This is a genomic window from Kluyvera sp. CHPC 1.251 (genome assembly GCF_036759945.1).
In the GTDB taxonomy this organism is placed as follows: Bacteria; Pseudomonadota; Gammaproteobacteria; order Enterobacterales; family Enterobacteriaceae; genus Kluyvera; species Kluyvera sichuanensis.
Map to the genome: position 1 here is coordinate 237954 of NZ_JAPKIC010000001.1, position 13450 is coordinate 251403.

11 protein-coding genes and 1 pseudogene are annotated in these 13450 nt (G+C 55.0%); 8 read left to right on the forward strand and 4 right to left on the reverse strand.

Annotated elements, in window-relative coordinates; translation table 11 throughout:
* The first annotated feature begins 162 nt into the window (after nucleotides 1–162).
* Entirely contained in the window at nucleotides 163–1032 is an 870-nt protein-coding gene (locus tag V6940_RS01065) for an AraC family transcriptional regulator (RefSeq protein ID WP_333494508.1), read from the forward strand.
* A 39-nt stretch (nucleotides 1033–1071) separates the two neighbouring features.
* On the opposite strand, the gene fghA is transcribed toward V6940_RS01065, so the two are convergent.
* Nucleotides 1072–1908, reverse strand: a complete 837-nt coding sequence (gene fghA / locus V6940_RS01070) for an S-formylglutathione hydrolase (RefSeq protein WP_333494509.1) — start codon at nucleotides 1906–1908, stop codon at nucleotides 1072–1074.
* Nucleotides 1909–2046: 138 nt separating this feature from the next.
* On the opposite strand from fghA, the gene V6940_RS01075 reads away from it, so the two are divergent.
* The 7 genes from V6940_RS01075 (at nucleotide 2047) to mglC (ending at nucleotide 10233) form a co-directional block, all read left to right on the forward strand.
* Nucleotides 2047–3183 carry a YbfB/YjiJ family MFS transporter gene (locus V6940_RS01075; RefSeq protein ID WP_333494510.1) on the forward strand — a complete coding sequence of 379 codons (1137 nt, stop codon included), beginning with the start codon at nucleotides 2047–2049 and terminating at the stop codon, nucleotides 3181–3183.
* 112 nt (nucleotides 3184–3295) lie between these two features.
* The gene (gene folE / locus V6940_RS01080) at nucleotides 3296–3964 is read left to right on the forward strand and encodes a GTP cyclohydrolase I FolE (RefSeq protein ID WP_035893451.1); all 669 of its coding nucleotides are present in this window, start codon (nucleotides 3296–3298) and stop codon (nucleotides 3962–3964) included.
* Between the two features lie 21 nt (nucleotides 3965–3985).
* A complete protein-coding gene (gene yeiB, locus V6940_RS01085) occupies nucleotides 3986–5143 on the forward strand; it encodes a DUF418 domain-containing protein YeiB (RefSeq protein ID WP_333494511.1) in 1158 nt (385 codons plus the stop codon).
* A gap of 156 nt (nucleotides 5144–5299) precedes the next feature.
* The gene (galS, locus tag V6940_RS01090; protein ID WP_333494512.1) at nucleotides 5300–6322 is read left to right on the forward strand and encodes an HTH-type transcriptional regulator GalS; all 1023 of its coding nucleotides are present in this window, start codon (nucleotides 5300–5302) and stop codon (nucleotides 6320–6322) included.
* 291 nt (nucleotides 6323–6613) lie between these two features.
* Nucleotides 6614–7612, forward strand: coding sequence for a galactose/glucose ABC transporter substrate-binding protein MglB (mglB, locus tag V6940_RS01095; RefSeq protein ID WP_333494513.1), 999 nt, complete (start codon nucleotides 6614–6616; stop codon nucleotides 7610–7612).
* A 74-nt stretch (nucleotides 7613–7686) separates the two neighbouring features.
* Nucleotides 7687–9207, forward strand: a complete 1521-nt coding sequence (gene mglA, locus V6940_RS01100; RefSeq protein ID WP_185666911.1) for a galactose/methyl galactoside ABC transporter ATP-binding protein MglA — start codon at nucleotides 7687–7689, stop codon at nucleotides 9205–9207.
* 15 nt (nucleotides 9208–9222) lie between these two features.
* Nucleotides 9223–10233, forward strand: coding sequence for a galactose/methyl galactoside ABC transporter permease MglC (gene mglC, locus V6940_RS01105; protein WP_220440434.1), 1011 nt, complete (start codon nucleotides 9223–9225; stop codon nucleotides 10231–10233).
* A gap of 102 nt (nucleotides 10234–10335) precedes the next feature.
* On the opposite strand, the pseudogene V6940_RS01110 reads toward mglC, so the two are convergent.
* From V6940_RS01110 to V6940_RS01120, 3 genes and pseudogenes are all read right to left on the reverse strand, one after another.
* A pseudogene (locus V6940_RS01110) lies at nucleotides 10336–10782 on the reverse strand (DUF1097 domain-containing protein); the annotation flags it as partial.
* A 47-nt stretch (nucleotides 10783–10829) separates the two neighbouring features.
* Entirely contained in the window at nucleotides 10830–12065 is a 1236-nt protein-coding gene (gene preA / locus V6940_RS01115) for an NAD-dependent dihydropyrimidine dehydrogenase subunit PreA (RefSeq protein ID WP_333494514.1), read from the reverse strand.
* A gap of 2 nt (nucleotides 12066–12067) precedes the next feature.
* Nucleotides 12068–13300 carry an NAD(P)-dependent oxidoreductase gene (locus tag V6940_RS01120; RefSeq protein ID WP_333494515.1) on the reverse strand — a complete coding sequence of 411 codons (1233 nt, stop codon included), beginning with the start codon at nucleotides 13298–13300 and terminating at the stop codon, nucleotides 12068–12070.
* Between the last annotated feature and the right edge of the window lie 150 nt (nucleotides 13301–13450).

Here is a 13450-nt window from a genome sequence, read left to right on the forward strand (position 1 = left end):
ATGGCGGACGAATAATAGGAATTTGGCGCGGTTGGCAAATGTGATTACGCTCTTACTTTTAAGCATGAAGGGTAATTAAAAATAATTTTATGGCGTAATTTGGCGCAAAAGTTTTATTCCGATGATGAAAGTTTAAGTTTATTAACATGCGGAGCTGGCGCAGTGGCACATTCACAACCAACGGAAGACACCACTTATCTCGAGCAGATTCATCTCAACGATAAATCTATCTATTTCAACCGGATGCAGAATCTTCCCGCCAACTATTACCACTGGCACCAGTGCGCGGAGATCCTCTCCGTTTCACGGGGCGTGGGTATCGCGCTGATGGAGCATCAGCAATATACGGTGAAGCCGGGGCGGCTGTTTATTTTCCCACCGGGCAAGCTGCACAAGGTCTACGTCGAGCAGAGCGAGCGCAACCTCTATCACCGCACCACGCTGCACTTTAACCCGTCGTTGATTGAGCCCTGGCTGCGGGATTTTCCCCGTCAGCAGATGCTGCTACGCCACCTCTGCGGGCGCGGTGAAAAAGCGAGGGTGTTCGACGTTGGCGACCAGCTGCCGGTGATTGAAACGCTGTTACAGCGCTTTGAAACCTTAACGCACGAAGAGAGCTGGAGCACCAGCGACAGCGCGTTTTTAATTATGCAGCTGATTAGCCTGCTGCCACAGCAGGAGCAGGCGGTGGGGCATAACACCTTCTCGTCGACGATTATCCGCTGGCTGGAGAATCACTATCATGAACGCTGTTCGTTAGAGGAGATTGCCGCCGTGATGGGCTGCTCGCGCGGGCATACTTCGCGGCGATTTCATGATGAAACCGGCGGGACGATTCAGGAGTATTTGATGATGCGGCGCATTCGCCAGGCCTGCGAGCTGTTGCTGCACTCACAGCATTCGGTGAGGGAGATTGCCGAAAGGGTCGGCTTTACCGAATACGCGTGGTTTATTACCTGTTTTCGCAAGAATATGGGGAAAACGCCGTTGCAGTATCGCAAGGCGTATCCGTACACGTTGCCGGAGAGGTAGCCCGGACGAGGCGCGTAAGCGCTTACGCCGGGGCCACCATTATTTCAGCAGATACTCGGCGTGGAAGCGCAGGTGATCTTCAATAAACGTGGCAATAAAGTAATAGCTATGGTCATACCCCGGCTGAATGCGCAGGGTGAGCGGCCAGTCTTTCTGCCGCGCTGCCTCGGCGAACACCGCGGGCTGGAGCTGGTCGGCGAGGAACTGGTCGTTATCGCCCTGGTCGATTAGCATCGGGATAGCATGTTCTGTCTGGCTTGCCAGCAGCAGCTCGGTGCTGTCCCATGCTTTCCAGCGAGCAACGTCATCGCCCAGATAGGCGCTAAACGCTTTCTGCCCCCATGGCACCCGGCTTGGGTTGACGATCGGCGCGAAGGCCGACGCGCTGCAATATTTGCCCGGATTTTTGAGCGCCAGCATCAGCGCACCGTGGCCGCCCATGGAGTGGCCGCTTATCGCGATGCGTGCGCTCACGTTAAACTGCGCCTGAATCAGAGCAGGCAGTTCGTCGCACAGATAATCATACATCCGATAATGTGAGGCCCACGGGGACTCGGTGGCGTTCAGATAGAAGCCTGCGCCCTGGCCGAGATCGTAACCGGCATCATTGGCAACACCCTCGCCGCGTGGGCTGGTATCGGGCATCACCAGCACAATGCCCAGTTCGGCGGCAACCCGCTGCGCCCCGGCTTTGGTGGTGAAGTTCTCATCGTTACAGGTCAGGCCGGACAGCCAGTACAGCACCGGTGGCGGCGTTTTTTTTCCTTCCGGAGGCAAAAACAGACTAAAGGTCATCAGGCAATTTAGCGTGGCAGAATGGTGCTGCCAGCGCTGCTGCCAGCCGCCATAACAGCGGTGCTCTTCGAGCATTTCCATGCGGGCTCCTCGCGGTTTTGGTCAAAATATATCAGTCCATCATACAGATAATTCATCGGCGGTGAGTAACTTTCACTTCCGCATAACATCCACATGTTGCATCATAAAGATAACTTTACATTTACATCCGGGGCGTTCATGCCGGTACGTATTGCGCTAAGTGGGTTTCTGGTACTGGTAGTGGCGATGGGGATAGGGCGTTTCGCGTTTACCCCACAGGTGCCGCTGATGATCGGCGAAGGCGAGCTGACGCTGACCAGCGCCGGGCTGGTCGCCGCGCTGAACTATCTGGGATATCTGGTTGGCGCGTGGGATGCCATGCGCGCCCATCGCGGCGTGGAAATGCGTCTCTATTTGGGGATTGTGGGCGCCGTTGCGCTGACCTTTCTTTCGGCGCTGGCGGATAACGCCTGGCTGCACGGCGCGCTGCGTTTTGTCATTGGCTGCATGAGCGGCTGGGCAATGGTGCTGACGGCGGCGTGGGTTAACGAACGGCTGGCGCACTACGCAAGGCCTGGCCTCAGCGCGGCGGTTTTTGCCGGGCCGGGCGCAGGTATTGCGCTAAGCGGGCTGTTGGGCGTATTTATTCATGCGCAGTCGCTAAGCGCTGCGGCGGGCTGGCAGCTTTATGGCGTGCTGGCGCTACTGCTGGTGGCGTTGATTGGCCGCTGGCTGCCCCGTCCGGGTGAACTGCACCGCAGCGGCGAAAAGCCTGAGCCGCTGGCCTTAACGACTAACCTGAAACGCCTGGTGTGGAGCTATAGCCTGGCAGGCTTCGGCTATATTCTGCCCGCCACCTTTTTATCGCAGATGGCGAGCCATCGCTTTCCTGAGAGCCTGTTTGCGCAGTTTATCTGGCCGATTTTCGGGCTGGCGAGCGTTACGGGTATTGGCCTGAGTATCGCCATGCGTGGGGTAGGTCACGCGCATCAGCGTCTGGCCGTCGTACTATGGCTTCAGGGGCTGGGCGTACTGCTGGCCTGGCTGCTGCCGGGGATGAGCGGGCTGGTGAGCGGCGCACTGCTGGTCGGCGGCGGATTCCTGGCGGCGGTTCAGCTGTCGCTGCTTTATGGCCGAGAACTCGCGCCAAAACACGCGCGCTATATGGCCGGGCTGCTGACCACCGGTTACGCTGTTGGGCAATTAGTGGGGCCAATGACTTCGGCAATATCCACCTGGCTCACGCAACGGCTGGAGCCCGCGCTGGGCATTGCCGCCGTGGCCTTACTGATTGGCGGGGCGCTGGTCTGGCGTCCGCGGGTTGAAAGAGAATAACGATTGCAATAATTATCGCGACGAATACTGGATTCTGTGCGTCGCCTCACGCACAATGAGTGCAAACTTTGCACCGAAAAAGCAAAGCGCCACACCTGCAGGAGAATAAACGATGTCATCACTGAGTAAAGAAGCGGTCCTGGTTCATGAAGCGCTGGTCGCCCGTGGTCTGGAAACGCCGCTGCGCCCATCGGAGCGCGAAATGGATAATGAAACCCGTAAGCGCCTGATTACCGGGCATATGACTGAGATCATGCAGCTGCTGAATCTCGATCTGAGTGATGACAGTCTGATGGAAACGCCGCATCGCATTGCCAAAATGTATGTCGACGAAATTTTCTCCGGGCTTGATTACGCTAATTTCCCGAAAATTACCGTCATCGAAAATAAAATGAAGGTCGACGAAATGGTGACGGTGCGCGATATCACCTTAACCAGCACCTGCGAACACCATTTTGTCACTATCGACGGTAAAGCGACCGTGGCCTATATCCCGAAAGATTCGGTGATTGGTCTGTCGAAAATCAACCGTATTGTGCAGTTCTTCGCCCAGCGCCCACAGGTGCAGGAGCGTCTGACGCAGCAGATTCTGACCGCGCTGCAAACCCTGCTCGGTACCAACAATGTGGCGGTTTCTATTGATGCGGTGCATTACTGCGTGAAAGCGCGTGGCATTCGTGATGCGACCAGCGCCACCACCACAACCTCGCTGGGCGGCCTGTTCAAGTCCAGCCAGAATACCCGCCAGGAGTTCTTGCGCGCGGTACGTCACCACAATTAATTGACCAATGGAGCAGGGCACATGGAGCGAAACGTCACGCTGGATTTTATTCGTGGCGTAGCCATTCTGGGTATCCTGCTGCTGAACATCAGCGCCTTCGGCTTGCCGAAGGCCGCCTATCTAAACCCCGCCTGGTACGGCGAGATTACCTCTCGCGATGCCTGGACGTGGGCCATTCTTGACCTGTTTGCGCAGGTGAAATTCCTCACCCTGTTTGCGCTGCTGTTTGGCGCGGGTCTTCAGCTATTGCTACCGCGCGGTTCTCGCTGGATCCAAAGCCGCCTGACGCTGCTGGCGCTGCTTGGGTTTATCCACGGATTGCTGTTCTGGGACGGCGATATTCTGCTGGCCTATTCGCTGGTGGGGCTGGTCTGCTGGCGGCTGGTGCGCGATGCGCGTGAAGTGAAAGCATTATTCAACACCGGCGCGATGCTGTACGTCATTGGCGTTGCCGTACTGCTGTTACTTGGGCTGATTGCCGATAACGGACAAAGTCGTTCATGGGTGCCGGATGCTTCAAGTCTGCTCTACGAACATTACTGGAAGCTGAACGGCGGAATGGAAGCCATCACTAACCGCAGCGATATGCTGTCGGCGAACCTGCTGGCGCTGGGCGCGCAGTACGGCTGGCAGCTGGCGGGCATGATGCTGATGGGCGCGGCGCTGATGCGCTGCGGCTGGCTGAAAGGACAGTTCAGCCACCGCCACTATCGTCGCTGCGCGGCGGTGTGCATTTCGCTTGGCATGCTGATTAACCTGCCGGCGATTGCCGCCCAGTGGCATCTCGACTGGGACTATCGCTGGTGTGCGTTCCTGCTACAGGCACCGCGTGAAATCAGCGCGCCTATCCAGACGCTGGGCTATGCAGCGCTGGCCTATGCTTACTGGCCGCAAATCAGCCGCAGCCGGCTGGCGGCGGCGGTGGTCTGCGTCGGGCGCATGGCGCTCACCAACTATCTTCTGCAAACGCTTATCTGCACCACGCTGTTTTATCACTTCGGCCTGTTTATGGAATTCGATCGCCTGACGCTGCTGGCGTTTGTCGTTCCCGTCTGGCTGGTCAACCTCGCATTCTCGCTGCTGTGGCTGCGCTATTTCCGTCAGGGGCCGGTTGAATGGCTCTGGCGACAATTGACGGCAAAAGCGTCAGGCGTGTCATTTCGCGGCACATTTAGATAACGATCCAGATCACAACCATTAACAAAATGGATGTAACCGTTTCCAACCCTGTGACCTCACTCACGTAGTTGCCGCAAGCTCGCTGCCAGAATAGCGCTCACGCTGGACATAGGGGGTGTATCGTGAACTGCAGCAATTTTCAACCGGGCGGTGTGTATGGTCACCATTCGTGATGTCGCCCGCCAGGCGGGCGTCTCCGTTGCCACCGTTTCGCGGGTGCTGAACAACAGCGCGCTGGTCAGCCATGAGACGCGCGACATGGTGATGAAAGCGGTGTCAGCGCTGGGCTATCGCCCGAATGCTAACGCGCAGGCGCTGGCTACGCAGGTCAGCGATACCATTGGCTGCGTGGTGATGGACGTGTCCGACGCCTTTTTTGGCGCCCTGGTCAAAGCGGTGGATACCGTCGCCCAGCAGCATCATAAGTATGTCCTGATCGGCAATAGCTACCACGAAGCAGAAAAAGAGCGTAACGCCATTGAGGTGCTGATTCGTCAGCGCTGTAGCGCGTTAATCGTCCATTCAAAAGCCTTAAGCGATCGTGAACTGAGCGAGTTTATGGCGCAGATGCCCGGCATGGTGCTCATCAACCGCATCGTCCCCGGCTATGCCCACCGCTGCGTCTGCCTTGATAACGTCAGCGGTGCGCTGATGGGGACGCGGATGCTGCTCAATCATGGTCATCAACGCATTGGTTATCTCGCTTCCAGCCACCGCATTGAAGATGATGATATGCGGCGGGAAGGGTGGGCGCGTGCGCTGCTGGAGCAGGGGATTGTGGCACCCGATAGCTGGGTCGGCACCGGCTCGCCGGATATGCAGGGCGGGGAAGCGGCGATGGTTGAGCTGCTCGGACGTAATGCCGGGCTGACGGCGGTGTTTGCCTATAACGACAATATGGCGGCTGGCGCGCTCAGTGCGCTTAAAGATAACGGTATTGCGGTGCCACAGCAGGTGTCGGTCATTGGCTTTGATGATATACCCATCGCTCGCTATTCCGACCCGCAGCTGACGACCATCCGCTACCCGATTGTTTCTATGGCAAAACAGGCCACGGAACTGGCGCTGTTAGGGGCGGCAGGAAAGCTCGACGGCGAAGCAACGCACTGCTTTATGCCGACCTTAGTTCGCCGCCATTCGGTGGCGCAACGGCAATTTGTGCATCCCATCACGAACTGATTTGTTAGCTCGATGTAACCGTTTTCAATCTGTGAGTAAATTCACAGATTGTTAACATCGGCATGGCTATGATGGCAGCGTTTATCAGGCTGAAACATGATGTAACGGTGATTAATCACTTTTTATAACGTATTCCAGCTGCAAAAACAGTTTAGATCGTCATCTGGATTGTTACTCAACACGGAAGAACAAATTTTTATCAGTGAATTTCGTCGAGCAGTAACATTCCGTTAACGCTGCCCGCCGATTATTTTCACCCGAACTACCCTGCATAATAAAACCGGAGATACCATGAATAAGAAGGTGTTAACCCTGTCTGCCCTGATGGCCAGCATGTTTTTCGGTGCAGCAGCTCACGCTGCCGATACGCGTATTGGTGTGACAATTTATAAATACGACGACAACTTTATGTCCGTTGTGCGTAAAGCTATCGAGAAAGATGCGAAAACCGCGCCGGACGTTCAGCTGCTGATGAACGACTCCCAGAACGACCAGTCCAAGCAGAACGACCAGATTGACGTGCTGCTGGCAAAAGGCGTGAAAGCGCTGGCGATTAACCTGGTTGACCCAGCTGCGGCGGGCACGGTTATTGAAAAAGCGCGCGGCCAGAACGTGCCGATCGTCTTCTTTAACAAAGAACCTTCTCGTAAAGCGCTGGATAGCTATGACAAAGCGTTCTACGTCGGTACTGACTCTAAAGAATCCGGTATTATCCAGGGCGACCTGATTGCTAAACACTGGGCGGCAAACCCGAACTGGGACCTGAACAAAGACGGCCAGATTCAGTTCGTTCTGCTGAAAGGCGAACCGGGTCACCCGGATGCTGAAGCGCGTACCACCTACGTTATCAAAGAGCTGAACAACAAGGGCCTGAAAACCCAGCAGCTGGCGTTAGATACCGCAATGTGGGATACCGCTCAGGCTAAAGATAAGATGGACGCATGGCTGTCCGGCCCTAACGCCAACAAAATTGAAGTCGTTATCGCCAACAACGATGCGATGGCAATGGGTGCGGTAGAAGCGCTGAAAGCACACAACAAATCTTCCATTCCAGTATTTGGCGTTGATGCCCTGCCAGAAGCGCTGGCGCTGGTGAAATCCGGTGCGATGGCCGGTACCGTGCTGAACGATGCGAACAACCAGGCGAAGGCGACCTTCGATCTGGCGAAAAACCTCGCTGCCGGTAAAGGTGCTGCTGATGGTACCAACTGGAAGATCGAGAACAAAATCGTCCGCGTTCCTTACGTTGGCGTAGATAAAGACAACCTTAGCGAATTCACCGGTAAGTAATCTTTAAATATATAGGGCGCGCATTTGTGCGCCCTATAAATACTGACGCAGAAATATCGCAGCCAGGTATATATATGGACAACAATAATAGAGAGCCGTCTGGTGAATTCTTGTTGGAAATGAGCCAGATCAACAAGTCATTTCCGGGCGTTAAAGCACTCGATAATGTTAACCTGAAAGTTCGTCCGCACTCGATCCATGCATTAATGGGCGAGAACGGTGCGGGCAAATCAACGTTATTAAAATGTCTATTTGGGATCTACCAAAAAGATTCCGGCAGTATTCTCTTCCAGGGCAAAGAGATTGACTTCCATTCTGCCAAAGAAGCATTGGAGAATGGTATTTCGATGGTCCACCAGGAACTTAACCTGGTATTACAACGCTCGGTCATGGACAACATGTGGTTAGGTCGTTACCCCACCAAAGGCATGTTTGTCGACCAGGATAAAATGTATCGCGATACCAAAGCCATCTTTGATGAGCTGGATATTGATATCGACCCGCGTGCGCGCGTGGGTACGCTGTCCGTTTCGCAGATGCAGATGATTGAAATTGCTAAGGCCTTCTCCTATAACGCGAAAATCGTGATTATGGATGAGCCAACGTCATCGCTGACGGAAAAAGAGGTAAACCACCTGTTTACCATTATCCGTAAGCTGAAGGACCGTGGCTGCGGCATCGTCTATATCTCGCATAAGATGGAAGAAATCTTCCAGCTGTGTGATGAAATCACCGTTCTGCGCGACGGGCAGTGGATTGCCACCCAGCCGCTGGAAGGGCTGGATATGGACAAGATCATCGCCATGATGGTGGGCCGTTCGCTCAACCAGCGCTTCCCGGACAGGCAGAACGAACCGGGTGAAGTCATCCTCGACGTTCAGCACCTGACGTCCCTGCGTCAGCCGTCGATTCGCGATGTGTCGTTCCAGCTGCGCAAAGGGGAGATCCTCGGCATCGCCGGGCTGGTGGGCGCTAAGCGTACCGATATCGTGGAAACGCTGTTTGGCGTGCGCGAAAAATCGGGCGGTACCATTACGCTGCACGGTAAGAAAATCAACAACCATAGTGCCAACGAAGCGATTAATAACGGTTTTGCGCTGGTTACCGAAGAGCGCCGCTCAACCGGTATTTACGCCTACCTTGATATTGGATTTAACTCATTAATTTCGAATATCAAGAGTTATAAAAACAAAGTGGGCCTGCTGGATAACTCCCGCATGAAGAGCGACACCCAATGGGTTATCGACTCAATGCGCGTGAAAACGCCGGGGCATCACACGCAAATTGGTTCGTTATCCGGTGGTAACCAGCAAAAAGTGATTATTGGACGCTGGCTGCTAACCCAGCCTGAAATCCTGATGCTGGATGAACCGACCCGCGGTATCGACGTTGGTGCGAAATTTGAAATTTATCAATTAATCGCCGAACTGGCGAAGAAAGATAAAGGGATCATTATTATTTCTTCAGAAATGCCAGAGCTGCTGGGTATTACTGACCGCATCCTTGTCATGAGTAATGGCCTGGTTGCTGGGATTGTAGAAACGAAAACCGCAACGCAAAACGAAATTCTCCGTCTTGCGTCATTGCACCTTTAATTTCAGGGGCTCGACATGAGTGCGTTAAATAAAAAAAGCTTTCTCACTTATCTGAAAGATGGCGGTATTTACGTTGTTCTTTTGGTTCTGCTGGCCATTATTATTATCCAGGACCCGACTTTCTTAAGTTTGTTGAACCTTAGTAATATCCTGACTCAGTCTTCTGTACGTATTATTATCGCCCTCGGCGTTGCTGGTCTGATTGTTACCCAGGGTACCGACCTGTCGGCGGGGCGCCAGGTTGGCCTCGCGGCGGTGATTGCAGCGACGCTGTTGCAGTCGATGGAGAACGCCAACAAGGTATTCCCTGAGATGGCAACCATGCCAATCTTCGTGGTGATGATTATTGTCTGTGCCATTGGTGCGGTGATTGGCCTGATTAACGGGATTATCATTGCTTACCTGAACGTGACGCCGTTCATCACCACGTTGGGTACGATGATCATAGTTTACGGTATCAACTCCCTGTACTACGACTTCGTGGGCGCATCGCCGATTTCTGGCTTCGACGGCGGTTTCTCGACGTTCACGCAAGGGTTTATCGCGCTGGGCAGTTTCCGCCTGTCGTACATTACCTTCTACGCGCTGATTGCCGTAGGGTTTGTCTGGATCCTGTGGAACAAGACCCGCTTTGGTAAAAACATCTTCGCTATCGGCGGTAACCCGGAAGCGGCGAAGGTTTCCGGCGTGAACGTGGCGCTGAACCTGCTGGTGATTTATGCGTTGTCCGGCGTGTTCTATGCCTTCGGCGGGATGCTGGAAGCAGGGCGTATCGGCTCGGCAACCAACAACCTCGGCTTTATGTATGAACTGGATGCGATTGCCGCCTGCGTGGTTGGTGGGGTGTCATTCAGCGGCGGCGTAGGTACCGTACTGGGCGTGGTGACCGGTGTGATCATCTTCACCGTTATCAACTACGGCCTGACCTATATCGGCGTGAACCCGTACTGGCAGTACATCATCAAGGGCGGGATTATTATCTTCGCCGTGGCGCTGGACTCCCTCAAGTACGCACGTAAGAAATAAAAACAAGCCCGGCGAAATGCCGGGCATTTTCATTGTAGCCCGGACGAAGTGCAAAGCACCGACTCCGGGGCCCCGGCGTCGCTTCGCTCGGCCAGACGACTTGCTGCGGGCGGCAATATACAGCCCGCTGTTTTTCATCGCATAACCAAAAACCAACCCTACCAGCAGTGCAGGCAGCACCACTCGCCAGTTGCCGTCGCAGGCAAAGGTTGAACAGGCGCCGATAAAGGTGCCGGGGACAAAAGAGAGCCAGCCGCTTTTGGCCTGAATGCACATAGCGAAGGCCACCACACCGGTGAGCAGATAGCTGACAATCGTCAGCGCAGGCGACAGTGCGCTACCATGAATAATCACTTCCGCCCAGAATACGCCGCTGACCAGCGTACAAAATGAAATGCCCAGCCCTTTTAGCCCGCCCTGTGGACAGGCAAAATACGCGGTACAGCCAAGAAAACCCGCCCAGCTAAGCAACCCCCATGTCACGGCAACCCAACTCCAGATACCGGATAAAATCCCAGTGGTTAGCGCGATGGCGACAAGTGTGCTCATAGCGTTATCCATCCGGCCCGTTCGGCGGGCCGGTATGTTGAAGGGCGTTAAAGCGCCACGGCGTGCGCTGTTTCACCCGGTTTAAAGACTATCTCTCCAAGGCTAATACAGGCCACCGGACAGACGTGTCCGCAGAGCAGACAGCCGACGCATTTTTCGGTATCGCAGTGCGGCGTGCGGGTCTCCTCATTCCACTCCATCGCCTGATGCCCGCCGTCGTAGCAGGAGATATAGCAGCGGCCGCAGCCGACACATTTTTCCTGATTAATATGCGGATAGACGATGTAGCTGCGGTCAAGGTCTTCGGCCGGCACGATGTTGTGATTGGCCAGGCCAATCATGTCATCAAGCGAATTGAAGCCCTGATCGTTAAGGTAGTGGGAGAGGCCGCTTATCATATCTTCAACGATACGGTAGCCGTACTGCATGATGCCGGTCGTGACCTGCAGCGTCGCCGCGCCCAGCAGTAAAAACTCGGCGGCGTCTTCCCAGGTTTCAATCCCGCCGATCCCGCTGATGGGGAAATCCTTCAGTTCGGGGTGCGTGCGCAGTTGCTGAATGAAGCGCAGCGCAATCGGCTTCACGGCTTTACCAGAATACCCGGAGACGCTGGATTTACCGTTGACCACCGGCATGCCGATTTTACGGTTTAGGTCGATATTGGTAATAGATTTAACGGTGTTGATGGTCGCAATGCCGTCGGCACCACCGCGTTTCGCCGCCAGCGCCACTTCGCACATATCGCCGATGTTCGGCGTCATTTTAGCGAGCATCGGCAGAGTGGAGCCGCGCTTCACCGCCCGGCAGTATTTCTCTACCAGCTCCGGGCTTTGCCCGACGTCGCTGCCCATCGCGTGAGAGGTCATCTGCGGGCAGGAGAAGTTACACTCAATCATGTCGGCCCCGGCTTCCTCGACGAGCTTCGCCAGATCCTGCCACTGCTGCTCATTTTCGCCCATGATCGAGGCGATCAGCACCTTATCGGGATAATCCTGCTTGAGTTGGCGGATTGCCGCCAGGTTTTCCGCCAGCGGGTGCTCGGCAATCTGCTCCATATTCTTAAAGCCGATAAACCCGGTGTCTTCTTTGGTCAGATGGTCGAAGCGCGGAGAGACTTCGTTGGCAATGAAGAAGCCGATGGTTTTAAACACGATCCCGCCCCAGCCGCTGTCATAGGCTTTGGCGCACATGTCATAACAGTTGCCTACCGGTGAAGACGAGAGGCAGAACGGGTTAGGGAATTTAACGCCGCAGAAGGTGACCGACAGATCTTTGATTAACATGTTCATGCCTCCTCTAAATAGTGATGAATGGCCTGAGCGGCTTCTTTCCCGGTCTTCACGGCGTAGACCACGGTTTTATCTCCCTTGACGATATCGCCCGCGGCGAACAGCGCAGGATCGCTGGTCTGGTAGTCGTGCGTTTCCACGACGTTGCGCTGTACCTGAATGCCCGCAAAGGCATTTAGCTCAGCGTGTTGGCCTACCGCCAGGTAAATACGCTCCGCCGTCAGCGTTAGCTCACCGGGCAGGCGGACGTGCTGGAATGTGACTTTGTTGCCCGTCACGCTGACAGGCGTAAAGCCATCGATAATCGACACGCCCAGCGCCTGGGTAGTGGTGAACTCTTTATCGCTTGCCGGGAAGTCGGCCAGCTCTTCGCGCGCGACGCAGGTGACGGAGGAGCAGCCGAGAATTTTCAGCGTGCTGGCCACGTCCATTGCCACGTCGCCGCCGCCGACAATCAGGGCGCTTTGCGGTACGGTGATGTTGCCGCCTGAGGTACGGGCGCGCTGGAGAAAATCGACGGCAATCTCGACCGGGTCTGCGTCGTTAAACATTGGCAGCGTTGCGCCTTTAGACATCCCAACGGTCAGCAGCACGGCGCGGTAGTCGGCTTTTAGCTCGGCGAGGGTCAGGTTTTTGCCGGCTTCACAGCCGCAGCGAATCGTCACGCCCATTTCACTGATGCGTGCAATCTCAGCATCCAGCACCTTTTGCGGCAGGCGGAATTCAGGAATACCGTGACGCAACCAGCCGCCCGGCTGGGCCGCTTTTTCGAAAAGGGTCACGTCATAGCCCAGATTGGTGAGCGTGACGCTGGCCTGTAATCCGGCAGGGCCCGCGCCAACAATCGCCACTTTGCCTTTATCCTTGCGGCCCGGTTGGTAAATCTGCATCGCTGTCTGCTGTTCAAAGTCGGTGATAAAACGCTGCAGGCGGCCGATATCAATCGGCGTATCGATTCCCGAGCGGGAACAGCCCTGTTGGCACAGTTTTTCCGTTGGGCAGACGCGTGCGCATACCGCCCCTAACGCATTATTTTCCCGAATGGTTTCGGCAGCGCCTTTAACGTTGCGGAAATAGAGTGAGCGAATGAACTTGCCCGGGTCGGTCTCCGCCGGGCAGGACTGGCTGCACGGCGCATCGTGGCACAGCAGGCAGCGGGAGGCTTCTTTGATCGCCAGTAGCGGCGTAAAGGCGGGAATCAGCTCATCCTGGTATTCGTGTTGCGACATAATTGCTCCCTTAATGATTAGTTTAATTAAGGCAAATAAAGTGAAACAACTACTGGCAGGCTAAGCGGATGAGGGGGATGGTTCTGTGAAAGTATTCACAAATAACCTGATAATTAATGTGGTTTATTGGGGATCGCAAGAATACATAAG

Excerpts from the sequence above, each read along its gene's own strand:
- fghA (WP_333494509.1), bottom strand. The coding sequence starts at position 1,908 with ATGGAAATGCTCGAAGAGCACCGCTGTTATGGCGGCTGGCAGCAGCGC.
- V6940_RS01075 (WP_333494510.1), top strand. The coding sequence starts at position 2,047 with ATGCCGGTACGTATTGCGCTAAGTGGGTTTCTGGTACTGGTAGTGGCG.
- folE (WP_035893451.1), top strand. The coding sequence starts at position 3,296 with ATGTCATCACTGAGTAAAGAAGCGGTCCTGGTTCATGAAGCGCTGGTC.
- yeiB (WP_333494511.1), top strand. The coding sequence starts at position 3,986 with ATGGAGCGAAACGTCACGCTGGATTTTATTCGTGGCGTAGCCATTCTG.
- galS (WP_333494512.1), top strand. The coding sequence starts at position 5,300 with ATGGTCACCATTCGTGATGTCGCCCGCCAGGCGGGCGTCTCCGTTGCC.
- mglB (WP_333494513.1), top strand. The coding sequence starts at position 6,614 with ATGAATAAGAAGGTGTTAACCCTGTCTGCCCTGATGGCCAGCATGTTT.
- mglA (WP_185666911.1), top strand. The coding sequence starts at position 7,687 with ATGGACAACAATAATAGAGAGCCGTCTGGTGAATTCTTGTTGGAAATG.
- mglC (WP_220440434.1), top strand. The coding sequence starts at position 9,223 with ATGAGTGCGTTAAATAAAAAAAGCTTTCTCACTTATCTGAAAGATGGC.
- preA (WP_333494514.1), bottom strand. The coding sequence starts at position 12,065 with ATGTTAATCAAAGATCTGTCGGTCACCTTCTGCGGCGTTAAATTCCCT.
- V6940_RS01120 (WP_333494515.1), bottom strand. The coding sequence starts at position 13,300 with ATGTCGCAACACGAATACCAGGATGAGCTGATTCCCGCCTTTACGCCG.